The organism is Betaproteobacteria bacterium, from assembly GCA_009377585.1.
Taxonomy (GTDB): Bacteria; Pseudomonadota; Gammaproteobacteria; order Burkholderiales; family WYBJ01; genus WYBJ01.
Map to the genome: position 1 here is coordinate 1 of WHTS01000020.1, position 23,556 is coordinate 23,556.

The 23,556-nt window shown below is 66.1% G+C and carries 23 protein-coding genes and 2 pseudogenes; 7 read left to right on the plus strand and 18 right to left on the minus strand.

Annotation, left to right across the window (positions count from 1 at the left end; all coding sequences use genetic code 11):
- Positions 1-1,333: 1,333 nt before the first annotated feature.
- Both GEV05_09125 and GEV05_09130 read left to right on the plus strand, forming a co-directional pair.
- Positions 1,334-1,822 (plus strand): hypothetical protein, encoded by a 489-nt coding sequence (locus tag GEV05_09125; GenBank protein ID MPZ43550.1) that lies wholly within the window; start codon positions 1,334-1,336, stop codon positions 1,820-1,822.
- A pseudogene (locus GEV05_09130) lies at positions 1,819-3,492 on the plus strand (gamma-glutamyltransferase family protein). Before GEV05_09125 ends, GEV05_09130 begins: the two are co-directional and overlap by 4 nt.
- A 170-nt stretch (positions 3,493-3,662) precedes the next feature.
- Here the strand turns inward: GEV05_09130 and GEV05_09135 are convergent.
- The 4 genes from GEV05_09135 to GEV05_09150 are packed head-to-tail and all read right to left on the minus strand — an operon-like array spanning position 3,663 to position 7,233.
- Entirely contained in the window at positions 3,663-4,370 is a 708-nt protein-coding gene (locus tag GEV05_09135) for a tripartite tricarboxylate transporter substrate binding protein (GenBank protein ID MPZ43551.1), read from the minus strand.
- A 6-nt stretch (positions 4,371-4,376) separates the two neighbouring features.
- A complete protein-coding gene (locus tag GEV05_09140; GenBank protein MPZ43552.1) occupies positions 4,377-4,646 on the minus strand; it encodes a hypothetical protein in 270 nt (89 codons plus the stop codon).
- Positions 4,622-5,881, minus strand: a complete 1,260-nt coding sequence (locus GEV05_09145; protein MPZ43553.1) for an FAD-dependent oxidoreductase — start codon at positions 5,879-5,881, stop codon at positions 4,622-4,624. The genes GEV05_09140 and GEV05_09145 overlap by 25 nt, the downstream gene beginning before the upstream one ends.
- The gene (locus GEV05_09150) at positions 5,878-7,233 is read right to left on the minus strand and encodes an amidase (protein ID MPZ43554.1); all 1,356 of its coding nucleotides are present in this window, start codon (positions 7,231-7,233) and stop codon (positions 5,878-5,880) included. The genes GEV05_09145 and GEV05_09150 overlap by 4 nt, the downstream gene beginning before the upstream one ends.
- 199 nt (positions 7,234-7,432) lie before the next feature.
- Here GEV05_09150 and GEV05_09155 point away from each other — a divergent pair, with 199 nt between their 5' ends.
- From GEV05_09155 to GEV05_09175, 5 genes and pseudogenes are all read left to right on the plus strand, one after another.
- Positions 7,433-8,959: a 3-hydroxyacyl-CoA dehydrogenase gene (locus GEV05_09155; protein ID MPZ43555.1), complete on the plus strand. Its 1,527-nt coding sequence runs from the start codon at positions 7,433-7,435 to the stop codon at positions 8,957-8,959.
- A gap of 37 nt (positions 8,960-8,996) precedes the next feature.
- Positions 8,997-10,199: a 3-oxoadipyl-CoA thiolase gene (locus tag GEV05_09160; protein MPZ43556.1), complete on the plus strand. Its 1,203-nt coding sequence runs from the start codon at positions 8,997-8,999 to the stop codon at positions 10,197-10,199.
- Positions 10,200-10,230: 31 nt separating this feature from the next.
- Positions 10,231-11,466, plus strand: a complete 1,236-nt coding sequence (locus GEV05_09165) for an acyl-CoA dehydrogenase (GenBank protein MPZ43557.1) — start codon at positions 10,231-10,233, stop codon at positions 11,464-11,466.
- A gap of 49 nt (positions 11,467-11,515) precedes the next feature.
- Positions 11,516-11,764 (plus strand): annotated as a pseudogene (locus GEV05_09170) (cysteine synthase A).
- A 49-nt stretch (positions 11,765-11,813) separates the two neighbouring features.
- Positions 11,814-12,152, plus strand: a complete 339-nt coding sequence (locus GEV05_09175; GenBank protein ID MPZ43558.1) for a toxin-antitoxin system HicB family antitoxin — start codon at positions 11,814-11,816, stop codon at positions 12,150-12,152.
- A 166-nt stretch (positions 12,153-12,318) separates the two neighbouring features.
- Here GEV05_09175 and GEV05_09180 read toward each other — a convergent pair whose 3' ends face one another.
- The 14 genes from GEV05_09180 to GEV05_09245 form a co-directional block, all read right to left on the minus strand.
- Complete coding sequence (locus GEV05_09180; protein MPZ43559.1) at positions 12,319-12,978, minus strand: hypothetical protein; 660 nt, start codon at positions 12,976-12,978, stop codon at positions 12,319-12,321.
- Positions 12,968-13,750: a YchF/TatD family DNA exonuclease gene (locus GEV05_09185; protein ID MPZ43560.1), complete on the minus strand. Its 783-nt coding sequence runs from the start codon at positions 13,748-13,750 to the stop codon at positions 12,968-12,970. The genes GEV05_09180 and GEV05_09185 overlap by 11 nt, the downstream gene beginning before the upstream one ends.
- Positions 13,747-14,766, minus strand: a complete 1,020-nt coding sequence (gene holB, locus GEV05_09190) for a DNA polymerase III subunit delta' (GenBank protein MPZ43561.1) — start codon at positions 14,764-14,766, stop codon at positions 13,747-13,749. Before holB ends, GEV05_09185 begins: the two co-directional genes overlap by 4 nt.
- On the minus strand, positions 14,763-15,368 hold the full coding sequence (locus GEV05_09195; protein MPZ43562.1) for a dTMP kinase: 606 nt from the start codon (positions 15,366-15,368) through the stop codon (positions 14,763-14,765). The genes holB and GEV05_09195 overlap by 4 nt, the downstream gene beginning before the upstream one ends.
- Positions 15,365-16,372, minus strand: a complete 1,008-nt coding sequence (mltG, locus tag GEV05_09200; protein ID MPZ43563.1) for an endolytic transglycosylase MltG — start codon at positions 16,370-16,372, stop codon at positions 15,365-15,367. The genes GEV05_09195 and mltG overlap by 4 nt, the downstream gene beginning before the upstream one ends.
- Positions 16,373-16,379: 7 nt before the next feature.
- Positions 16,380-17,192, minus strand: coding sequence for an aminodeoxychorismate lyase (gene pabC / locus GEV05_09205; GenBank protein MPZ43564.1), 813 nt, complete (start codon positions 17,190-17,192; stop codon positions 16,380-16,382).
- A 46-nt stretch (positions 17,193-17,238) separates the two neighbouring features.
- A complete protein-coding gene (fabF, locus tag GEV05_09210; protein MPZ43565.1) occupies positions 17,239-18,477 on the minus strand; it encodes a beta-ketoacyl-ACP synthase II in 1,239 nt (412 codons plus the stop codon).
- Between the two features lie 41 nt (positions 18,478-18,518).
- The gene (gene acpP, locus GEV05_09215; GenBank protein MPZ43566.1) at positions 18,519-18,758 is read right to left on the minus strand and encodes an acyl carrier protein; all 240 of its coding nucleotides are present in this window, start codon (positions 18,756-18,758) and stop codon (positions 18,519-18,521) included.
- Between the two features lie 121 nt (positions 18,759-18,879).
- Positions 18,880-19,620 carry a 3-oxoacyl-ACP reductase FabG gene (gene fabG, locus GEV05_09220; GenBank protein ID MPZ43567.1) on the minus strand — a complete coding sequence of 247 codons (741 nt, stop codon included), beginning with the start codon at positions 19,618-19,620 and terminating at the stop codon, positions 18,880-18,882.
- Positions 19,621-19,627: 7 nt separating this feature from the next.
- On the minus strand, positions 19,628-20,563 hold the full coding sequence (gene fabD / locus GEV05_09225; GenBank protein ID MPZ43568.1) for an ACP S-malonyltransferase: 936 nt from the start codon (positions 20,561-20,563) through the stop codon (positions 19,628-19,630).
- Between the two features lie 8 nt (positions 20,564-20,571).
- Entirely contained in the window at positions 20,572-21,531 is a 960-nt protein-coding gene (fabH, locus tag GEV05_09230; protein MPZ43569.1) for a beta-ketoacyl-ACP synthase III, read from the minus strand.
- Positions 21,532-21,760: 229 nt separating this feature from the next.
- Positions 21,761-22,777, minus strand: a complete 1,017-nt coding sequence (gene plsX / locus GEV05_09235; protein ID MPZ43570.1) for a phosphate acyltransferase PlsX — start codon at positions 22,775-22,777, stop codon at positions 21,761-21,763.
- 34 nt (positions 22,778-22,811) lie between these two features.
- Positions 22,812-22,991: a 50S ribosomal protein L32 gene (gene rpmF, locus GEV05_09240; protein MPZ43571.1), complete on the minus strand. Its 180-nt coding sequence runs from the start codon at positions 22,989-22,991 to the stop codon at positions 22,812-22,814.
- 58 nt (positions 22,992-23,049) lie between these two features.
- Entirely contained in the window at positions 23,050-23,547 is a 498-nt protein-coding gene (locus tag GEV05_09245; protein ID MPZ43572.1) for a DNA-binding protein, read from the minus strand.
- Positions 23,548-23,556 lie beyond the last annotated feature (9 nt).

The following is a 23,556-nucleotide window of genomic DNA, read 5'->3' on the forward strand; positions in this document are numbered from 1 at the left end:
TTCTTCGCTCCGCTGATTCTCACGACCGAGTTGCACCAGCTTTCGCACTCGCTCGTGCACGCCTTCCTCGCCCGTCTCGGCGATCCCACCACGACGCTTGCCGCATTCAGCATCGCGTTCGCCTTCAACACCACCTTCAGCGGCGTCGTCGGCATCGAAACCCAGGCGGCGATGTCGTTCGTTACAGACAAGCGCTCGTTCTGGCGGGTGGCGCGCTTTTATCTGGCGGTTTCGCTGGCGCCGTTCCTCGTTATCCAGTCGGTTGCCCTCACGCCGCTCGGCGACTGGCTGTTCGGCGAAATGATGGGCGCGAGCGAAGGCGTGGTGCGATTGGCGAAAGCGGCTTCGGCGGTCATGGGGTTGTGGATCTTCCCCAATCAGATCCGCAACCTGGGCACCGCGCTTTGCATGCTGCACCGGCGCACCATCCTCATCTCGCATGCCACCATGATCCGGCTGGGGTCGCAGGCGCTCATGCTCCTCGTCCTGCCGTTCTGGCTGGAAGGCGCCGTCGCCGGCGCTGCCTCGCTCGTCGGCTGCATGTCCGTCGAAGCGCTCTACATGTACTGGGTCAGCCGGCCGTTCTATGCCGAGCTCCCGCGCGACGGTGCGGAGCATGCATCGTATCGTCAGATGTGGACCTTCTCATGGCCGCTGATGATCACCCAGGTCACCGAGAACGGAGTGACTTTCGTCATCAACTTCTTCCTCGGCCGCCTCGCCAACCCGGACCTGGCGCTTGCCGCTTTCGGCGTGGTGAACGGCCTGAAATCCCTGGTCGCCTCGCCTTTGCGCAACATGGCGCAGACTGCTCAGGCGCTGGTGCACAGCCGCCGCGACATGAGCGTCCTGTTCCGTTTTGCGAATCGCGTCACGCTCGTTTATGTGGTCCTGGTCGGACTTCTGTTCTATACGCCGATGCGCGAGGTGATCCTCGGCGGCGTCATGGGACTGACCGAGTCCTTGAGCAACTATGCGCGGCCCGGCGTCCAGATGATGCTGGTCGTGGTCGTTTTCTGGGGCTACGCGTCGCTCTTACGCGGACTGCTCTCGGCCATGCGCCAGACTCGCGCGATCGGTGGCAGCGCCGTGATCCGGCTGCTGGTCGTCACCGCGGTTGGCAGCATCACCCTGATCGCACCAAACCTCAACGGGGCGGCCGTCGGCGTGGCCGCGGTCGGCGCCGCGTTCGTGGCGGAAACCCTGATCCTTGGCTGGCAGGTGGCGCGCTTCAGCCGTTCCCGGGGAGCGATCTTTCCGCGCGAGCAGTACTGAACCCAGCCGGCAGGGCGGCAAGAATTGTTTACGCCCCGGGGCGCAACAAGCGCTTGTAATGCGAGCGCCATTGCGCGACATTGCGGCATACGTCAACGACGGTCCTTCCAAGGGAACGATCATGGCATGCATGCGCATCCTTCACCCAGTCGTCCTTGTCTGCCTGGCTGCACTATCGATGCCAGCGCACGCTCAGAAGCCGTCCGATGCGGCCTATCCCGTGCGCCCCGTGCGACTGCTCGTCACGCAAGCCGCCGGAGGGCCGACCGACGTGGTCGCGCGCATCTATGCCAGTCGGCTGTCCGAGATGCTGGGACAACAGTTCGTGGTCGACAACCGGCATAGCGCAGGCGGCAGCATCGCGGGCGAGATTACGGCGCGCGCGGCGCCCGATGGGTACACGCTGATGGTGGGCGCCAACGGCACACTGGCAGTCGCGCCGCACATGATCAAGCTGACTTTCGACGCGCGCAAGGATCTCACGCCGGTTGCGCTAATCGGCAATAGCCCGTTGGGCTTGCTGGTGAACGTGCAGGTGCCCACATGATCGCGGCCGGACACTATTCCGCCGCTCACGCCGGCTTCCAGATCCTCTAAGCCGGCGGCAACGCCATCGATGCGGGCGTCGCGGCGGGCATCGCGCTCAACGTCCTGCAGACCGATCGCGTGAACTTCGCCGGTGTGGCGCCTATCATGATCTACCTTGCGGAGACGCGCGAGATCGTCAATATCGATGGGCTGGGCACCTGGCCCCAGGCGGCCTCGCTCGATCACTTTCGCAACCACCACGGCGGCAAGATGCCGCCGGGTATTCTGCGCACCGTCATGCCGGCCGCACCGGCGGCATGGATCACCGCGCTGGAGCGCTACGGCACCATGAGCTTCGGCGACGTGGCACGCGAAGCGACCCGGCTCGCCCGCGAAGGCTTCGCCATGCACGAGTTCATGGCCGAGTACATCCGCGATCACGAGCCGGCGTATCGCCGCTGGCCGGCGAGCGCTGCCGTGTTCCTTCCCAAGGGCAAGGCGCCGAAAACGGGCGAGCGCTTCGTGCAATCCGAGCTCGCCGCCTCGATCCAGTACATGATCGATGAGGAGGCAGCGCATCGCGGCAAGGGCAGGGCGGCCGGACTGAAGGCGGCGCGCGACGCGTTCTACACAGGCGATATCGCCCAAAAAATCGCGCGCTATCACGAGGAAAACGGTGGCTGGGTGACGCTCGCGGATCTTGCCGGCTACGACGTGCGCTTCGAGAAGCCGGTACACGCGCGCTTTCACGGCATCGACGTGTACGCCTGCGGGCCGTGGTCGCAAGGCCCGGTGCTGCCGCAGACGCTGAATCTGCTCAGCGGCTTCGACCTCAAGGCCATGGGGCACAACTCGCCCCAATACGTGCACACGTTGATCGAAGCGCTGAAGCTCGCATTCGCCGACCGCCATCGCTACTACGGCGATCCGGAGTTCGTGAACGTGCCGCTCGACGTGCTGCTGTCCGAATCGTATGCCGCCGAGCGGCGCAAGCTCGTTCGCCCCGATGCGGCCGCACCCGGCCTGCCGCCGGCTGGAGACCTCGCGGGCTTTCCACCCGGGCCGAAGCTGCCGCCCGATGCCTCGGGCGATCCGAATCCCGCCGCGGACACCTCCTACGTGTGCGCGGTCGATCGTCAGGGCAACGCGTTCTCGGCCACGCCGAGCGACGGCTCGAGCGCCACGCCGGTCATTCCGGGCACCGGCCTGTGTCCTTCCTCGCGCGGCTCGCAATCCTGGACCGACCCCGCCATTCCCGCCGTCATGGCGCCGGGCAAGCGCCCGCGCCTCACGCCCAATCCGGCGATGGCGCTCAAGGACGGGAAGCTTTTCATGCCATTCGGCTCGCCCGGCAATGACATCCAGCCGCAGGCGATGACGCAGGTGCTGCTCAACATCGTGGTCTTCGGGATGGAGCCGCAAGCCGCGGTGGAAGCGCCGCGCTTCGCCACCTACAGCTTCCCCAGCTCTTCCGAGCCGCATGCGTATCACCCGGGACGGGTGAATGTCGAAGCGCGCATGGATGCGAGCGTCGTCGAACGCCTCGCGCAGCTCGGCCACAAGGTGGGGCCGTGGCAAGCTCTGGAGTGGCGCGCCGGTGCGGTGTGCGCGATCCGGGTGAACGAGGACAACGGCCTGCTCGAAGGCGCCGCGGATCCCCGGCGCCCGTGCTACGCGCTCGGCATATAGTGTCTTGAGTTAGAAGTTTGTCTCCCCCGCGAAGCTTGCCCCCGAATGCTCCTATCGGGGGGCGGGGGTCCAGGCAGTCTCGTTCTGGATTCCCGCTTGCGCGGGAATGACGATTACAACGAAATTACGATTCACCAACCTGGCGCAAAGATTGCACTGCGGCGACCGCTTCAATCGATGCGCGCGCCGGTCGCCTTGACGACCTGCGTCCACTTGGCGATCTCCTCGCGCATGTAGGCCGCGAACTGCTCCGGCGTGCTGCCGACGACATCGAGCCCTCGTGCGTTGAGCTTGCGCTCGAGCTCCGGCGTGCGCAGGCTCGCGACGATCTGCCGGTTCAACTTTTCCACGATCGCGCGCGGTACGGCTGCCGGCGCGACGATGCCCTGCCACAACGAGATTTCGAAGCTCGCGAGACCGGCTGCCTCCTGAACGGTGGGCAACTCGGGCAGCATCGCGGAGCGTTGAGGACGCGTGACCGCCAGTGCGCGCAGGCGCCCGCTTCTGATGTGGGGCAGGGCGGTGGGCACGGAGGAAAAGGCCAATTGCAGCTGCCCCGACAACAAGTCGGTGAGCATCGGAGCGCTGCCCTTGTACGGCACGTGCGTCATCTCGATGCCGGACGCGTGAGCGAACATCGCCCCGCCCAGGTGCGAGGTGGTGCCGTTGCCCGACGAGCCGAAGTTGAGCTTGCGCGGATTGGCCTTGGCGTAGGCTATGAGCGCCTTGACCGACGAGGCCGGGACGGAAGGGTGCAGCACCAGCACGTTCTCGCTGGTGGTGATCAAGGTGATCGGCGCGAAGTCTCGCGGCGGGTCGTAGCTCAGACGCGGGTTCAGCGCCTTCGCGATCGCCAGCGTGCTTACGTTGCCGAGCATGAGCGTCTAGCCATCGGCACTGCCTCGCGCCACCATTTCACCGGCGATCGTGCCGCCTGCTCCGGGACGATTGTCCACCACCACCGATTGCTTCCATGCCTCGGCGAGCGACTGCGCGACGGCGCGTGCGACGATATCGGTGCCGGCACCGGGCGGGAACGGCACGACGACGCGGATCGGCCGCGTCGGGTAGTCTTGCGACACTGCACTCGCTGCGAAGGCAAGCAACCAGGCAGCGCACAGCACCGATCTCACGCGGCTCGCCCCTTGCCGAATCGGGCCGGATCGAACGGCGCCACGTCGATGCTCGGCTTGCCGCCCGCGACGATCTCCGCGATCACCTTGCCCATGACCGGCCCCGCGCTCATGCCGAAGTGGGAGTTGCCGAAGGCGAAGTACGCGTTGGCGAACTTCGGCGCTGTGCCCAGCACCGGCAGGCCGTCCGGAAGGCTGGGGCGGTTGCCTGCCCAGCGCGTGACCTTGTCCAGCCGCACGCCCGGAAACATGCGTCTGGCCTGCGCCTTCAGCAGTTCCGCGCGACGCCAGTTCGGCTCCGAATCGATGCCCGCATACTCGACGGTTCCCGCGAGGCGCAGGCCGACGTTCATCGGCGAACAGGCGAACTTGGCGTCGGTGTGGGTAACCGGCATTCGTGGCGCAACGCCCGGATCCGCGATCGTGATGTGGTAGCCGCGCTCGGCTTCCAGCGGAACGCGCGTGCCGAGTTGCGCCGCGAGGCCAGCCGAGTCCGCCCCGGCCGCGATGACGACGCGCTCGACCGCCTGCGGCTTGCCATCGACCACGATGGCCCGAACCTGTTCGCCATAGGTCTGGAAGCCGTCGACCTTGCCGCGCAGAATGGTCGCGCCGCCCCGCTCAGCGGTGCGTGCGAGCGTTGTGACCAGTTGATGCGGATTCTTGCAGCGACCATTGTTCGGCAGCAGGAGGCCGCTCTTGAACACGGGTGCAAGCGAAGGCTCGAGCTCGCGGATCTCCATCCAGTCGAGCACCGTCGTCTTCACGCCTGCCATCTCCCGCATGCGCTGCGCAAGCTCGGAGCCCTGGGCCGTATTCGGCTTCTCGGACACGTAGAGTTGGCCCGAAAGCTCGATCAAGTCCTCGGCCTCGGTCCCGCGCGTCAGCGTTTCGTAGGCTTGCAACGTGCCGCCATGCAGCGCGTGCATGGCGCGCGAGGTGGCCAGTGCCGCTTCCTCCTTGGCCGACTTCACAGCGGTGGTGAGCCAGGGCAACACCTTGAGAAAGTAGCCGGGACGCACCGCGAGCGGCCCTTCCGGATCGAGCAGCCAACCGGGCGACTCGCGCCAGATGCCGGGAATCAGATACGGCACGACGGCGCCGGGACTGATGTTGCCCGCATTGCCGAACGATGCGCCTTCGCCGACCGCGCCCGCATCGATCAGCGTGACCTTGAAGCCTGCGCGTTGCAGCCATAAGCTGGAGGCGACGCCGACGATGCCGGCGCCGACCACCGTGACGCTCGGATCGCTCATGCCCTGCGGCTTCGCTCGAACAGCGTCTCGATCGCCATGCCGATCGAGAAGATGCGCGCATCGGTTGCGTTCAATCCGCACAACATGAGTCCGGTCGGCGCGCCACCCGGCTCATGGCATGGTATCGACAGCGCACAGCCGTCGAGAAAGTTGATCAGGTTGGTATTGCGCAGCACGCGCGCATTGGTGCGCCGGTAGGCGGTCTCGTCGGCGATCAAGGGTGCAATCGGCGGCGCGATGCAGGCTACGGTCGGCATGATGAAAGCGTCATAGGCCGACAATTCGCGGCTCACGCGCGCCATCCAGTCGCGGCGTCGGTCGAGCGTCCACAAGTAATCGACGGCGGTCGCCTTGGCGCCACCCAGGATCCGCAGCCGCACGCGCGGGTCGTAGCGCTCGCCGTCGCGCTCGAGCAGGTCGCGATGGACATAATAGGCTTCCATCGGCGACAGGCCGCCCGGCTTGTTGATGTCGTTCATCTCGCCGAAGGGCGCAAGTGCGATTTCGGCGAGCCGGGCTCCCGCCTTCGACAGTCGATCGAGCGCACGCCTGAAATCGTTGCCGACATGCTCGTCGAGCTCGTCGAGCACGAGCGTCTTCGGAATGGCGAGCCGCAAGCCGGCAAGTGTCGCCGGCTCGGGCACGATGGGCGGTTCGCCGGCGAGCACCGCATCGGTCAGCGCGCAGCACGCCACGCTCGGGCCCATCGGCCCGATCGAATCGAGCGACATGGAAAGCGGGAATACCTTGTCGGTCGGGATGCGGAACTTGCTCGGCTTGTAGCCGACGATGCCGCACAAAGCGGCCGGGATGCGGGTCGATCCACCGGTGTCGGTGCCCAGCCCGATCACCGCCATGCCGTCGGTGACCGACACCGCGCCGCCGGCGGTCGATCCGCCCGGAACGCGGCCCGTTGCACGATCGTAGGGATTGCGCGGCGTATCGTAGTGCGGGTTGATGCCGAGCCCCGAATAGGCGAATTCGGTGAGATTCGTTCGACCCACGAGCACCGCGCCGGCCGCACGGAGCCGCGCGATTGCCGGCGAATCGGCGGTTGCCGGAGCGGCGTTGCGCAATGCGACCGAGCCGGCCGAGGTCACTTCGCCGGCGACATCGAACAAGTCCTTGATCGAAATCGGCAGACCGGCCAGCGGGGAGGGCACGATGCCGGCCTTGCGCAGCGTATCGGTGGATCGCGCCTGCGCCCGCACCTTGTCCGCATCGAGTGTGATGAAGACGCGCTTGCCCTCGCCATCGGGCCGGGTTGCGGCGGCCAGCGCTTCGTCGGCGATCTCTTCACTGGTTGTCGTACCGGCCGCAAGCGCTTTCGCAAGCTCGAGTATCGCTTTCATGACGCCGGCTCGTCTCCTCGGTCGGTGGAAATCGTGTGCGTGCGATTCCCGATGTTGGTCCCCATTGTCGTCCTCAGCTCCACCGTGCCCCGGTGCGTCGAACGCTGTAGAATTGCCGCTTACCTCGTGCCTCGCATGCCATCGGCTGCCGAGGCGACTCGCACAGCAAACATAGCGCAATCGTGCAGGAGACACCACCGTGGGATTCGACGCGAACCGTCCCGACCTGTTGATCGGCGTCATCGGTGCAGGCGCCATGGGCCGAGGCATCGCGCAAGTCGCGGCGGCCGGCGGCATCCGGGTGCGACTGACCGACGCCAAGCCCGGGGCCGCACAGGAAGCGCTGAAATTCATCGACGGCATGCTCAAGCGTGCGGCCGAGAAGGGCGGCATGACGGCCGAGCAGGCAACCGCGGCCACCGAGCGCATCCAGATCGTCGACGGCCCGGTGGATCTCAAGCCCTGTCATGGCGTGATCGAGGCGGTCGTCGAGAATCCGGACATCAAGCAGAAGCTTTTCGCCGAGCTCGAAGCGATCGTCGCCGACGATTGCATCATCGCTTCCAACACCTCCTCGCTCTCGGTCACGCTGCTCGCGAACAAGCTGAAGCATCCCGGCCGCTTCGCCGGCTTTCACTTCTTCAATCCCGTTCCGTTGATGCGCCTGGTCGAAGTGATCGACGGCGTGCTCACCGAACCGTGGGTGGGCGACGCGTTGATGGCGTTGGGCAAGCGCATGACGCGCGAGCCGGTGCGGGTGAAGGATGCACCGGGATTTCTCGTCAACCAGGTCGGACGCGGCTACTCGCTGGAAGCATCGCACCTGGTATCCGAGGGCATCGCCAGCTTCGTCGAGGTCGACCGGGTGATGCGCGATGTCGGCGGCTTTCGCATGGGTCCGTTCGAATTGATGGACCTGACCGCGCTCGACGTCACCCAGCCGGCATCGGAGTTGTTGTACATGCAGTTCTTCCACGAGGCGCGCTACCGGCCTTCGCTCGTGATGCGAAGCCGCCTCGATGCCGGCATCCTCGGGCGCAAGACCAAGCGCGGGTTCTACGACTATTCCAGCGGCGAACAGGCTGTGCCGCCCGAAGCGCCTGCGCCCGGCGCAAAGCCGCAAAGCGTTTGGGTAAGCAGGGCCGAGCCAGCGGGCCACGCGGCGCTCGTGCAACTGCTCGACAAGCTCGGTGCACCGGTCGAATCGACCGCCAAGCCCAGTGCAGGTGCGCTCATCCTGGTGACGCCATTCGGCGAGGACACGACCACGTGCGCGCTCGAGCAGGGGCTCGACCCGAAACGCACGGTTGCGGTCGATACGCTCTTTCCGATGGTCAAGCGGCGCACGATCATGACCTGCCCGATCACCGAGCCCGCGTATCGCGATGCCGCCCATGGGCTGCTCGCTTCGGACGGCGTTCCGGTCGTGGCGACCAAGGACAGTCCCGGCTTCATCGCCCAGCGCATCATCGCCATGATCGTGAACATCGGCTGCTCGGTGGCGCAGAATCAGACCGCGACGCCGGCCGACATCGACAAGGCGGTGACTCTCGGGCTCAACTATCCGCACGGGCCGCTCGCCTTCGGCGATCGCCTCGGCGCCGACCGGATCCTGAAGGTGCTCATGAACATGCAACGCGTCTACGCCGATCAGCGCTATCGCCCGACCCTGTGGCTTTCGCGCCGTGCGCGCCTCGGCGTATCGCTGCTCACCCCGGACACCTAGCACCGGACCCGGTGCTTAGTAACTAGAGGAGAACGTCATGCTCGACGCCTATATCTACGACGGTACGCGCACCCCGATCGGTCGTTACGGCGGCAAGCTCGCGCCGGTGCGCCCGGACGACATGTTGGGCAGCGTGCTGCGTGCGTTGGTCGACAAGAATCCGTTCAAGGCCGAACACATCGAGGACATGGTCATCGGCTGCGCCAACCAGGGCGGCGAGGACAGCCGTTGCATTGCGCGCCATGCCGGGCTCCTGGCCGGCCTTCCGATCGAGCTCGGCGGCTCGGTCGTGCAGCGCAATTGCGCCAGCGGCCTGAATGCCATCGTGAATGCGGCGCACGCGATCACGGCGGGCGAGGGCGATCTCTTCCTCGTCGGCGGCGTGGAAAGCATGAGCCGCGCGCCGTTCGTCATGGGGAAGAGCGAATCGCCGTTTTCCCGCGACATGCGCATCTTCGATTCGACCATCGGCTCGCGCTTCCCGAATCCGCGCATCGTGAAGGAGTTCGGCGACGACACCATGCCGCAGACCGCGGACAATCTCGCCAAGGACTTCTCCATCTCGCGCGAGGCGGCCGACAAGTTCGCCTACGCCTCGCAGCAGAAATATGCGACCGCGAAAGGCGAGGGCTTCTTTGCCGGGGAGATCACGGCGGTATCGCTCGACAAGGGCAAGAAAGCGCCGCCGGAAGTCGTGGGTGACGACGAGCATCCGCGTCCGCAGACCGACATGGCGGCACTCGCCAAGCTGCGCGCGCTATTCGATGGCGGCGTCACCACCGCGGGCAATGCTTCCGGCGTGAACGACGGCGCGGCGGCGCTTTTCATCGGCAGCCTCGAAGCGGGCGAACGCGCAGGCAAAAAGCCCATCGCGCGCGTCCTAGCCACCGGCGCCGCGGGCGTGCCGCCGCGCATCATGGGCTTCGGTCCGGTGCCAGCATCGAAGAAGGCGTTGGATCGTGCCGGGCTGTCCGTCAAGGACATGGATGTCATCGAGATCAACGAGGCGTTCGCCGCGCAGGTGCTTGCGTGCCTGAAGGGCCTCGAGGTCGATCTCGAAGACAGCCGGGTCAATCCGAACGGTGGCGCGATCGCGCTCGGCCATCCGCTCGGCTGCTCGGGTGCGCGGATCGCGCTCACTGCCGCGCGCCAACTGCAGCGCACCGGCGGGCGTTACGCGCTGGTGTCGCTGTGCATCGGCGTCGGGCAAGGCATGGCGATCGTTCTCGAACGCGTCTGATCCGCCGTTCGAATCGCGCGGCAGCGCATCGATGTCGAGCGTAGCGGACCCCAGGACGCTCGCGCCAATCGATGTGGCCTCGGTGACGCTCACCGACGGCCACTTCGACTGGGAAGACCCGCTACTGCTCGATTCACTTCTCACCGAAGACGAGCGCCTCATCCGCGACAGCGCACGCACGTTCGCACAGGAGCGGCTCATGCCGCGCATCCTGCAGGCCAACCGCAACGAGACGTTCGATATCTCGGTGATGCGCGAGCTGGGCGAGATGGGGTTCCTCGGCGCGACGCTCAACGGCTACGGCTGCACCGGGATCGGCTACGTGGGCTTCGGGCTGGTGGCGCGTGAGCTCGAACGCGTCGATACGAGCTTCCGCTCGGCCTGCGCGGCGCAGTCTTCGCTCGCCATGACGCCGATCTATGCCTACGGCACCGAAGCGCAGCGCGAGAAGTATCTGCCGAAGATGGCGACGGGCGAGCTCCTCGGCTGCTTCGGCTTGACGGAGCCCGACCACGGCTCGGATCCCGGCAGCATGGCAAGCCGCGCGCGCAAGGTCGACGGCGGCTGGCGGCTGAGCGGCAGCAAGCTCTGGATCACGCATGCGCCGATCGCCGACATCATGGTGGTGTGGGCGAAAGACGACTCCGGAACGATCCGCGGCTTCATCCTCGAGCGCGGCATGAAGGGGCTGCAAACGCGACAGATCGAAGGCAAGTTCTCGGTGCGTGCCTCGCCCACGGGCGAGATCGCGATGGATGATGTATTCGTGCCCGACGACAACCTGTTGCCGGGTGCGCGCGGCCTCACGGGTCCGTTCGGGTGCCTGAACAACGCACGCTTCGCGATCTGCTGGGGTGCCATGGGCGCTGCGGAATTCTGCTGGCATGCGGCGCGCAACTACGTCCTCGAGCGCAAGCAGTTCGGCCGCCCGCTCGCCGCCAACCAGCTCATCCAGAAGAAGCTCGCCGACATGCAGAGCGAGATCGGCATTGGGCTCCTCGCCTGTTTGCACGTGAGCCGGCTGCGGGAGCAGGGCAAGGCCACGCCCGAGATGATGTCACTGCTCAAGCGCAACTCCGCCGGCAAGGCGCTCGAGATCGCCCGCATGGCGCGCGACATGCACGGCGGCAACGGCATCTCGGACGAATTCCACGTCATCCGCCACCTGCTCAACCTGGAAACCGTCAACACGCTCGAAGGCACGCACGACGTGCACGCCCTCGTCCTCGGCCGCAGCCAGACGGGCATTTCGGCTTTCACCGGCTGACGCACAGCCGCGGCACGCCGTACCCCCCACGATCGTGCGCTCGCGGCCGGAGCTGGTCGAATCCGAAGGGCTTTTCCTGAGCGGATCGAGCGGAATCAATGTCGCCGGCGCCATGCGGCTGGCCCGCGATCTGGGACCCGGGCATACGATCGTGACGTTGCTGTGCGACGGCGCGCAACGCTACGCGGCGCGGCTGTTCAATCCGGACTTTCTGCGCGCGAAAGGACTGCCGGTGGCGGAATGGCCGGAGAACCGCGGCGCCGCGCCGGTGGCGAGACCGCTCGCCGCGGCGCCGTGACCGGCTTCCGTGGGTCTGAAAGCTATCAGAAAATGATAGCATTCCAGCCATGAAGTCGATGATGTACAAGGGTTACGCTGCGCGCGTAGAGTTCGATGCCGAAGACCGGATCTTCGTTGGGCATGTGGCCGGCATTCGGGATATCGTGGGCTTTCACGGCCGCTCGGTCGCCGAGCTGGAACGCGCGTTCAAGACGGCGGTGGAGGACTATCTTTCCGCCTGCGAGCAGCTTGGCCAGGAGCCGAACAAGCCCTATTCGGGCAAGCTCTTGCTGCGGGTCGCCCCGGAGGTCCATGCCCAGGCGGCGGTAGCGGCCGCAATCGCCGGCAAGAGCCTCAACCAATGGGCAGCCGAGCAGCTCGAGCGCGCTGCGAGCGAGGCGATCTGAGTCGAGCACCTGGTGCCCGACGCTTGCGTCGTGCGGTCCCCCGGGTGGGGGCAGGCCTCTGTAAGCTCGATACAAGAAATGTTCACTATCGCAGATTTAACATAATACACATTAGGCGACGTTACGTACTGCCGGCAAATCCCGGGGAATCCCGCTTAGGCCGTCCTTATTGTTCCGCCCCAGCCCGAATCAGCACAGCGGCAACGTCCTTCCGACCACCCTCGAGCGCCAGCCCGAGCGCCGTGGCCCCGGCGAGATTGCGCAGATTCGGCGCGGCACCGCGTTCGAGCAGCAACAGCACGGCGTCGAGGTTGCCTTCCTTCACCGCCAGCATCAGCGCCGTCGTTCCGTTCTCCGACGAGGCGTTCACATTGGCGCCCTTGTCGAGCAGCATGCGCGCGATCTCGTCGTGGCCCTTGACCGCAGCGAACATGAGCGGCGTCCATCCGGGCGGATTCACCTCGGCGCCGCTGCCGAGAAGGTACTCGACCACCGGGCGATGGCCGCGGATTGCCGCCATCATGAGTGCCGATTCGCCATATTGGTTGCGCGCATTCACGTTCGCCTTGTGCGCCACCAGAGCTTTGGCGGCGTCGAGCTTGCCGAGGCTCGACGCGGTCATCAGCAAGGTGCTGCCGGCGCGATCCGTGGAATCGACGTCGATACCTTTGCCGAGCAACTCGTTGATGACCGGGACGTTGCCGTTCTTCACCGCCGCCAGCATCTCTTCGTAGGAATCGGCTGCATGCGCTGCGCCGGCGCTGATCAGAAATCCAAGAATAACCAAAATACGATTCAAAGATAACAAGATACCTCTAGAATGCATGAAATAATTTATTGAAATTGGCGGTTGTGGCGGCGGCGAGCTGCTGCAGCGAACCGCCACGCAACTGGGCGATCGCCTCGGCGACGTGGCGCACGAAGGCGGGCTCGTTGGTCTTGCCCCGGTGCGGTACCGGTGCCAGGTACGGCGAATCGGTTTCGACCAGTATCCGCTCCAACGGTACCTGCAGCGCCACTTCACGCAGCGCCGCGGCATTGCGAAACGTCACGATGCCCGAAAAGGAGATGTAGAAGTTCATCGCCATGGCGCGGGAGGCGACCTCCCAGGACTCGGTGAAGCAATGCATCACTCCGCCCGCTTGCGCAGCACCCTCCTCGTCCATGATGCGCAGCAAGTCCTCGGCCGCCTGCCGGCAATGGATGATGAGCGGCTTTCCCAGCGCGCGCGCGACGCGAATGTGGCGCCGAAAACGCTCCCGCTGCGGCTCGAGGTCGCCGGCGGTGCGGTAGTAATCGAGCCCGGTCTCCCCGATCGCGACGACGCGCTCCTCGCTGCCCGCCGAGCACAGTTGAGATTCGCTCGGCTCCGCGCCGGTGTGATCGGGGTGAACTCCGGCACTGGCGAAGATGTTCGGGTGGCTGCGAGCGAGCTTCAGGATGCGCGGAAAGTCTTCCAGGTTCACGCTCACGCACAAGGCATGCGTGACGCCGTTGGAGGCCATGCGCTCGAGCACCCCCGCGATATCTGCGGCGAGCTCCGGAAAATCGATATGACAATGCGAGTCGACGAGGCTCGCGTCCGACGGGATGTTCATACCGGGATGGCGTTGTGTGCCAAGGCTTGTCGGTACGCGATCAGCATATGCTCGACGAACAGGCGCGCATTCAAGGGATGGTTCACGTGCCGCTGCAGGGCGAGCAAGCTTCGGTGCAGCCGGGTCGCCTCGATCGGCTCCAGCAATTGGGCAACGCCGGCCGCGATCGGTTCCATGTCGCGATGATAGCGGGCGCGTCCGCAGAAACGGATCTGGACGAGGTCGAAGGTCCAGGTCTGCAACCACGACAACACCTGTGCCGGCGGGAGGTCGCGGTACAGGTCGGCGATTCGCACCGGATCGGCGTCAGGCGCGGCCAGCGCGCGCAGAAAGCCGGCCCGGCGCGACCAGACAGGATCCTCGGCGATCGAGACCGCGGCCAGCGGCGCACCGCCCGCCAGGGCGAGAACCAGCTCGGGGTCGTCGCATTCGGCATTGGCTGCGAGCCAGGCCCGCGCGGGAGCTGGATCGTCGATACGCACGGGCACGAGCTGACAGCGGCTGCGCACGGTGGGCAACAGAAGCGCAGGCCGATGCGAAACGAGCAGGAAGACCGTCCGTGGCGGGGGCTCCTCGAGGCTTTTGAGCAGCGCGTTCGAAGCCGCGACGTTGAGCGCCTCGGCCGGATGCACGACGATCGCCTTGCCCGCATCGCGATGCGCCGTGATCGACATAAGATCGGACAGCCCGCGGACCTGGTCGACGGTGATCGCGTTCGAGCGCTTGGGCGCTGGCCTCGTCTTCGGCTCGGCATCATCGTCTTCGGCCGCCGGCTCCACCAACGCGAAGTCCGGATGCGAGCCGGCCGCGAGCCAGCGGCAACTTTCGCATTGGTTGCAGGCGCGCCCATCGGGCTGCGGCGCATCGCACAGATACGCCGCGGCCAGAGCTAGCGCGAGCTCGCGCTTGCCACAGCCCCGCGCGCCGGCAAACAGCAATGCGTGCGCTCCGCGAGCGAGTGCTGCACGGCTCAGCTCCCAGGCGGACTTCTGCCAGTCGAACACGGTGTAACTCATCGTAGCCAATCGATCGCCGCAAGCTGCGCCTCGATCTCTGCCATCGATAGCGATGCATCGATGATACGGAATCGGTCCGGGTCGCGCGCCGCACGCGCGAGGTAGCCCTGGCGTACGCGCTCGAAGAACGCCTGCTGCTCCGATTCGAAGCGATCGGGGGCGCGCGCGCCCGCGCTGCGAGCTCGCGCCACGGCAACCGGCAGCTCGAACAGGATGGTGCAATCGGGCCGCAGCCCCGCCTGAATCCAGCCCTCGAGCATTGCAAGGCGTTCGGTGTCGACGCCGCGCCCCGCGCCCTGGTATGCGAAGGTAGCATCGGTGAAGCGGTCGCACACGACCCAGGCGCCACGTTTCAGTGCCGGCACGACGAGGCGTACGAGATGCTCCTTGCGCGCGGCGAACAGCAGCAAGGCTTCGCTCACCGGATCGATCTCGGCGTTCAGCACCAGGCGCCGCAATTCCTCGCCCACTGCCGTTCCGCCGGGCTCGCGCGTAACGACCACATCGACTCCTTTAGCGCGCAGCCGGCCCTCGATCCAGCCGATGAAGCTGCTCTTGCCGGCGCCGTCGATGCCTTCGAGCGTGACGAACCTGCCTGTCATCGACCGTTTCCCGGCTGGCGCTGATACCTGTTCACGGCGCGGTTATGCTCGTCGAGCGAGTCGGAGAAATGGCTGCTGCCATCGCCGCGGGCGACGAAGTACAGCGCCGACGATGCGGCCGGATTCACCGCCGCGGCGAGCGAAGCAAGCCCCGGCATCGCGATCGGCGTCGGCGGCAGACCCGGGCGTGCATAGGTATTGTACGGACTGTCGGCCTCCAGATCGCGCCGGCGCAGGTTTCCGTCGAAGCTTTCTCCCAAGCCGTAGATCACGGTCGGATCGGCCTGCAGGCGCATGCCCTTGCGCAGACGATTGAGCAGCACCGCGGCCACGAGCGAGCGGTCGGCCTCCAGCGCGGTTTCCTTCTCCACGATCGAGGCGACGATCAGAGCCTCGTACGAGTCCCGGATCGGGAGTCCGGTGCTGCGTTGCGCCCATTGCCGTGCGAGCATCGCCTCCATGCGCAGCGCCGCGCGCCGCAGGACCGAGACATCGGTCGTGCCCTTGGGAAAGTAGTAGCTGTCGGGAAAGAACAGCCCTTCCGGGCTCGGCCGTGCGATGCCGAGCAGCTGCAGGACCTCGGCATTGGAGAGCGCGGCCGTATCGTGCCTGAGCGACGGATGCGCGTCGAGCGCGCCGCGCAGCTGACGGAAGGTCCAGCCCTCGACGAACGCAATGCGGTCCAGCCGAACCGCGGCCGCGCCGGTGATCGCGTTCAGCAGCTCGAGCGCCGACCAGTTCGCATCGAGCTGGTAGCTTCCCGCCTTCAAGTCGTCGTCGCGACCCGAGATACGTCCGAGCAGCTCGAAGCGCCACGCATCGGGCAAGACACCCACCTTGTGCAAGCGGCGCGCCACGGTGCGCAAGCTCGCGCCACGCTCGATGTCGAACTCGCGCATCTCGCCCGAAAAATCGAGCGGGCGCCAGACGAACGACGCGAGCCACGCGCAGGCGACGACGATCGCGCAAAGAACGACACCGCCGATCCATCGCCATGAGCGCATGCGAAGCCTAGCCATCGTCTGCTCGCAGGGCCGACTGCAGCACGGGCGTAAGCTCGCTCCGTTTCCAGGTGCGAGCTTCCAGCGCGGATACCCACCATGCGCCGATCACGCTGTTGAGCAGATACACCTGATCGGCCGCGAGCAGCCGCGGCGGCGAGACGGAGCCGACCTCGCTGCCGCGGCAGATCCGCTCCGCCAGGGCGATCAGGCGCTCGCGCTGCACACCCGCCACGCCGCAACGCTCCAGCGACGGCGTGATCAGCCGACCCTGCTCGAGAATGAAGATGTTGCTCATCGTGCCCTCGACCACATCGCCGCCGGCGTCCAACATGATGCCCTCGGCAATCGTGGGATCGGTCCACTCGCTGCGGGCAAGCACGTTCTCCAGGCGGTTCAGATGTTTGACGCCCGCAAGCGCCGGTTGTGCGGCGAGACGGGTCGAACACCAGCGGACGCGAACACCGTGCTCGTCGCAGTCCTGTGGCGGGAGCGGCAGCGGAAAGCTCGCAACCACGCGCGTCGGCTCGGTATGCATCGGAGGTGCAAAGCCGCGTCCGCCCTGCCCGCGTGTGACGATGATCTTCAGCACGCAATCGGGCTCGGCGCGCAATATCCGACCGATGTCGGCACTCAGCACCGGGGCCGCGGGGCACGCGATGCCGAGCCGGGCGCAATCGTGCTCGAGCTTGCGATGGTGGCGGGGCCAGTGCAGTACCTTGCCGGATTCGGCCCGCATGGTCCGAAACACGCCGTCGCCATAGGCAAGGCCTCGGTCGAGCGCGCTCAGCGACTCGCTGACCAGTCCGTCCACCAGGATCACGGCAGGCTCGATGCGGCGAAAGGAGAAAGGGGAACGCTGCGGATGCTCAGATGCGGCGGAAGACCAGCGTGCCGTTGGTTCCGCCGAATCCGAACGAATTGGAAAGCGCAACCCCCAGCGGCATGTTCCGGGCACTGTTGGGGACGTAATCGAGGTCGCACTGCGGGTCCGGATCGGTGAGATTGATCGTCGGCGGCACCACCTGGTCGCGAATCGCAAGCACGCAGAAGATCGCCTCGACGCCTCCGGCGGCACCCAGCAGATGGCCCGTCATCGACTTGGTCGAGCTGATCGCGACCTTTTCCGCCGCAGCGCCGAAGCAGCGCTTGATCGCGACGGTTTCGGCGATGTCGCCCAGCTCCGTCGAGGTGCCGTGCGCGTTGATGTAGTCCACTTGATCGGTATTGAGACCGGCGTTGCGCAACGCGTTGGCCATGCAGCGCGCCGCGCCCTCCCCGTCCTCGCACGGCGCGGTCATGTGGTGCGCATCCGCGCTCATGCCGTAGCCGGCGAGCTCGCAGTAGATGTTGGCGCCGCGGCGCTTCGCATGCTCGTATTCCTCCAGCACCACCACGCCGGCACCTTCGCCGAGCACGAATCCGTCGCGCCCCTTGTCCCACGGACGGCTCGCACCCGCGGGGTCGTCGTTGCGCGTGGAAAGCGCTCGCGCGGCGCTGAAACCACCAACCCCCATCGGCGATACGGTCGACTCCGCGCCGCCCGCCACCATGACATCCGCATCGCCATACTCGATCAGTCGGCCCGCCTCGCCGATGCTGTGCGCAGCGGTCGTGCACGCCGTGACGATGGCAAGATTCGGGCCTTTGAGCCCGTACATGATCGAAAGGTTGCCGGAGACCATGTTGATGATGGTACCGGGAACGAAGAACGGGGAGATGCGACGCGGCCCGCTCTTCATGTACTCCTGGTGCGTATCCTCGATCATCGGCAGGCCGCCGATGCCCGAGCCGATAATGGTGCCGATGCGCTCGGCATTGTCGGCCGTAACCTGCAACCCGCTGTCGCCGATCGCTTCGATCGCGGCGGCGAGGCCGAGATGAATGAATCGATCCATGCGCCGCGCTTCCTTGGCAGGCAGGTACTTCGAGACGTCGAACCCCTTCACTTCCGCGGCAATCTGGGAGGCCAGCATGGATGCATCGAAATGCGTGATCCGCGTGATGCCCGACCCGCCCGCGACGATATTCGACCAGGCGTTCTGCAATCCGATGCCGACCGGGGACACGATACCCATCCCGGTAACGACGACTCTACGGCGTGACACGATGATTGCGGTTGCTTCTAGCGGCGCAGCGCCGGCGGCGGTCAGCTGCTTGCGTGCGCCTTGATGTAATCGACCGCTTGCTGGACGGTCGTGATCTTCTCGGCCTCCTCGTCCGGAATTTCGGTTTCGAACTCCTCCTCCAAGGCCATCACGAGCTCGACGGTGTCGAGCGAGTCGGCGCCCAGATCGTTGACGAACGACGATTCGTTCTTGACATCAGCCTCGTTCACGCCGAGCTGTTCGGCGACGATCTTCTTCACGCGTTGTTCGACATTCTCCATCGACTTCCCCCTTCTATGAGATCTGCTGCTAAGCCTGCCTGTACGCGCGAAGCGCGCCGCCAGGGGTTGAGTAAATCGACGAATTCTATCAAATCCAGCCCGGCCATAGCGGCGCTCCTGCTCAATCCATCAGCATCCCGCCGTTGACGTGCAGCGTGCACCCGGTGACGTAGGCCGCACCGGACGAGGCGAGGAACCCGACGCAGGCCGCGACTTCGGCCGCATCGCCGAAGCGCGCCAGCGGCACGTGCGCGAGCAGTGCAGCACGCTGTGCCTCGCTCAATACACGCGTCATGTCGGTGTCGATGAAGCCCGGAGCGACGCAGTTCACCGTGATGCCGCGACTGCCGACTTCACGCGCGAGCGCCTTGGTAAAACCGATCAGCCCTGCCTTGGCCGCGGAATAATTGGTCTGCCCGGCGTTGCCCATGGCGCCGACCACCGAGGAGATGTTGACGATGCGCCCGCAGCGCGCCTTCATCATCGGGCGGATCGCCAGCTTGCACAGACGATACACGGCGGTCAGATCGGTGTCGATGACCGCTTGCCATTCGTCTTCGCGCATGCGAAGCAGCAGATTGTCGCGCGTGATCCCGGCATTGTTGACCAGGATTGCGACTTCGCCCAGTCGCGCCGAGATCTCGCCGAACACGCGCTCGACCTCGTCGGCCCGGGTCACGTCCATGGCGAAACCCGCGCCCTGGATACCCGCCTGAGCGAGATACTCGGCGATTGTCGCAGCACCGGCCGCCGAGGTCGCGGTGCCGGCCACGATCGCGCCGAGCCGTCCCAACTCCAATGCGATCGCGCGTCCGATGCCCCGGCTCGCACCCGTGACCAGGGCAACGCGACCTGCAGGCATTGCTTGTTCAGCCATGAGCTACCGCCTCCCGCGCCTTCGCAGCCGCGGCCTCGTCGGTCAATGCAAGCGACTCGACTCTGGGGGCGATACGTCGCGTCAACCCGGCCAGCACTCGCCCCGGCCCGCATTCGATGATGCAGTCGACATTCGAATCCGCGATTCTCCGTACGCTTTCGACCCAGCGCACGGGCCGGCACGCCTGGCGCGCCAGCGCGCTGCGGATTTCGTCTGGCGTGGCTACCTGCGCGGCATCGACATTGTTCACCACCGGCACGGCCGGTGCCGTCAACTCGATGTCCGCCAAAGCCTGGGCGAGGCGCTCCGCCGCGGGCGCGAGCAGTGAGGAATGAAACGGCGCACTCACAGGCAACAACAGCGCCCGCCTTGCGCCCTTCATCTTCGCGACCGCCGCGGCGCGCTCGACCGCCGCGCGGTGGCCTGCAATCACGACCTGCTGCGGCGCGTTGAAATTCACCGCTTCGACCACTTCGCCTTGCGCGGCCTCGGTGCAGGCCTCGTGCACCGCATCATCCGACAGGCCGAGGATGGCAGCCATCGCGCCCGTGCCGACCGGCACCGCCTCCTGCATCGCTTGCGCGCGCAGCCGCACGAGCGGCAGCGCATCGCGAAATCGGAGCGAACCCGATGCGACCCAGGCAGAATATTCGCCCAGGCTGTGGCCGGCGAGCAGGCTCGGGGCGCGCCCACCGGCTTGCGTCCAGGCGCGGAACACCGCCACGCCGGCCGTGAGCATCAATGGCTGGGTGTTGACCGTGAGATTCTGGTCCTCTTCCGGACCTTCCTGAGCGAGCCGCCACATGTCGCGCCCCAGCACCTCGGCCGCCTCCTCGAAAGCCGCGCGCACGGCGGAATTTTCGGCAAAGCCGTTCATCATGCCCACCGACTGCGATCCCTGACCGGGAAATATCAATGCAAATGTCATCGCTGCTCTCAGACCCGGGTTAGAACCGCACCCCAGGTGAAACCGCCGCCCACGCCTTCCATCAACACCAGCTGCCCCGGCCGGATGCGCCCGTCGCGCAAGGCTACGTCATAAGCAAGCGGGATGGAGGCAGCCGAGGTGTTCGCGTGCTTGTCCACGGTCACGACGATCTTCTCCATCGGCATCTCCAGCCGCCGCGCCGTGGCCTGGATGATCCGGATATTGGCCTGGTGGGGAATGACCCAGTCGAGCTGCGAGCGCGCGAAACCGTGCGCAGCGAGCGTCTCGTCGACGATTTCGCCCAGCACCTTGACCGCGAACTTGAACACCGCGTTGCCGTCCATCGTCAGGTAAGGCGAGCCGCACACCTCGCCGTTGCGCACGCTGCCCGGCACGGCCAGGATATCTCGATAAGCTCCGTCGGCATGCAGGCGAGCGCCGATGATCCCCGGTGCATCGCTGCGCGTGAGCACCATGGCGCCCGCACCGTCGCCGAACAATACGCAGGTGGAGCGATCCTTCCAGTCGAGGATACGGGAATAGATCTCCGCGCCCACGACCAGCGCATTGCGATAGGCGCCGGTGCGCATCAGGGCATCGGCCGTGGCCAGGGCGTACATGAATCCACTGCACACGGCCTGCACGTCGAATGCCGCGCCCGTCCTGGCGCCGAGCTTCGCCTGCAATATGCACGCCGTGCTGGGAAAGATCACGTCCGGGGTGGTGGTGGCAACGATGATCAGATCGAGCGCCGAGGCCGAAATGCCGGCCGCTGCCAAAGCGTTGCGGCTTGCCTCGAGCGCGAGATCGCTCGTAGCCTCGCCCTCGGCGGCGATGTGGCGTTGCTTGATCCCGGTGCGACTGAAGATCCATTCGTCCGAGGTATCGACCGTGCGGGCCAGCTCGTCGTTGCTCACGACCTTGGCCGGGAGGTAGCTGCCGCAGCCGATGATGCGTGAATGGTTCAAGCTCACGCGCCGCCTCCGATCCGCCGATGCCGGTCAACGGCCAAGGCGTCGGCGACTTGGCGTCGATTCGCTTTGCGGTCGATCCCCACTGCGTGGGGCCACCTCCGAAACGGAGCGACCGATGAACCGCCAAGCCGTCGGTGGCCGGCGTTGCTCGCTTTGCGGTCGATCCCCGCAAGCGGGGCCCCTCGCCCGGGAAACTCGCAACGCCCCCCCTCGCCCGGGAAGCTCACGCCGCACCCTCCTCGGTCAGAGCGATGCGCTCGCCGATCTTGCGCAGCAGGCCGCTTTGCACCGCATCCGCGGCGCGATGGATCGCGTGCTCGAAGGCGACGATGTCGGCCGAGCCGTGACTCTTGATGACGATGCCCCGCAGCCCCAGTAGGTTCGCGCCGTTGTAGCGGCGGTGGTCGACGCGGCGCTTGAACGCCTCCAGCACGGGCCGCGCGATCAGGGCGGCAAGTTTGCTGTACGGGGTGCGCGTGAATTCTTCGCGCAGGAACACGCTCAACATCTGCGCCAGTCCTTCCGAAGCCTTGAGCGCCACGTTGCCGACGAATCCATCGCAGACTACGACGTCGGTCGTTCCCTTATAGATGTCGTCGCCTTCGACATTGCCGTAGAAATTGAGCCCGCCCGCACGCAACAGATCGGCTGCGCGCTTCACGACACCGTTGCCCTTGATGTCTTCTTCGCCGATGTTGAGCAAGCCGACGCTCGGCCGCTCCACATGCTCCAGCGCCGAGACCAGCGTCGCGCCCATGATGCCGAACTGCAGCAGGTCGTGCGGCGTACAATCGACATTCGCGCCCAGATCCAGAACCGTGACGTGGCCTTTCATCGTCGGCAGCACGGTGGCGATCGGCGGGCGTTCGATACCGGGCAGCATCCGCAGCACGAAGCGCGATACGGCCATCAAGGCACCCGTGTTGCCGGCGCTCACGCACGCTTGCGCCTCGCCGCTTTTCACCAGGTTGAGCGCCACCCGCATGGAAGAATCGCGCTTCGTGCGCAGCGCCGAGGCAACCGGCTCGTCCATCGCGACGATTTCCGAAGCGTGATGGATGCGCAGCCGCGGACCCGGTTGGGCGCCGCGGGCGCGCAACTCCGCTTCGATCACATCGCGCAACCCAACCAGGATCAGGTCCAGATCGGAGCGCCCACCGATCCCGGCCAAGGCGGCTGGAACGGTGACATGGGGACCATGATCCCCGCCCATGCAATCGACTGCGACCGTGACGTCCATTGAGGCGTCCGGCTCGTCGCGAGAGCCCGGCGCGCTAATCCGCCTTGGTCTTGACGACCTTCTTGCCGCGATAGTAACCGGTCGGGCTGACGTGATGGCGCAAGTGAACTTCGCCCGTAGTCGGCTCCACCGCCAAGCCCGGCAACGGCAACGCATCGTGCGAACGGTGCATGCCGCGCTTGGACGGCGATTTCTTGTTCTGCTGAACTGCCATGGACTGACTCCTGCGTAATGAATCCGCCGGCGCGGCCGGCGCGGCCGCGCATGAAAACCTACTCCTGTTTCTGCTTCAGCGTTCGCAGCACCGCGAACGGCGATTCGACCTTCGCTGCGCTCGGCCCTTGCGCCGGCGTACAAGGCTGGTCGTGCACCGGGGCCAACGGCAATCCGAGCAGGACTTCCTGTTCGATCAGATCGGCGACATTCGCTACTTCGGTTGCCGCAATCGCCTCAGTGTCGGGGTCCTCTTCCGCGATATCCGGCAACTGTGCCCCTGGCGCAACCGGCGCCAGCCGGGACGTTCGGTCCAATTCGAAATCCAGACGCTCCAGACAGCGCTGGCACTGTAGCGGGACGGTCCCGCGCACGCTCACCTCGATGATCGGGTGGCCGTGCCGATCGGTCGTCCCGATCAAGGCATAGTGCACACGCCCTGCCGGCTCGAAGGTGCTGTCCTGCAGCCTCGGCATCGCGGCCAAGGCCAGCTCGCCGGCGAGGCGCCGACCTTCGCTGGCGAACTTCAGGCCATCGATCAGAGCCTGCTCCGGCATAGGCGGGCG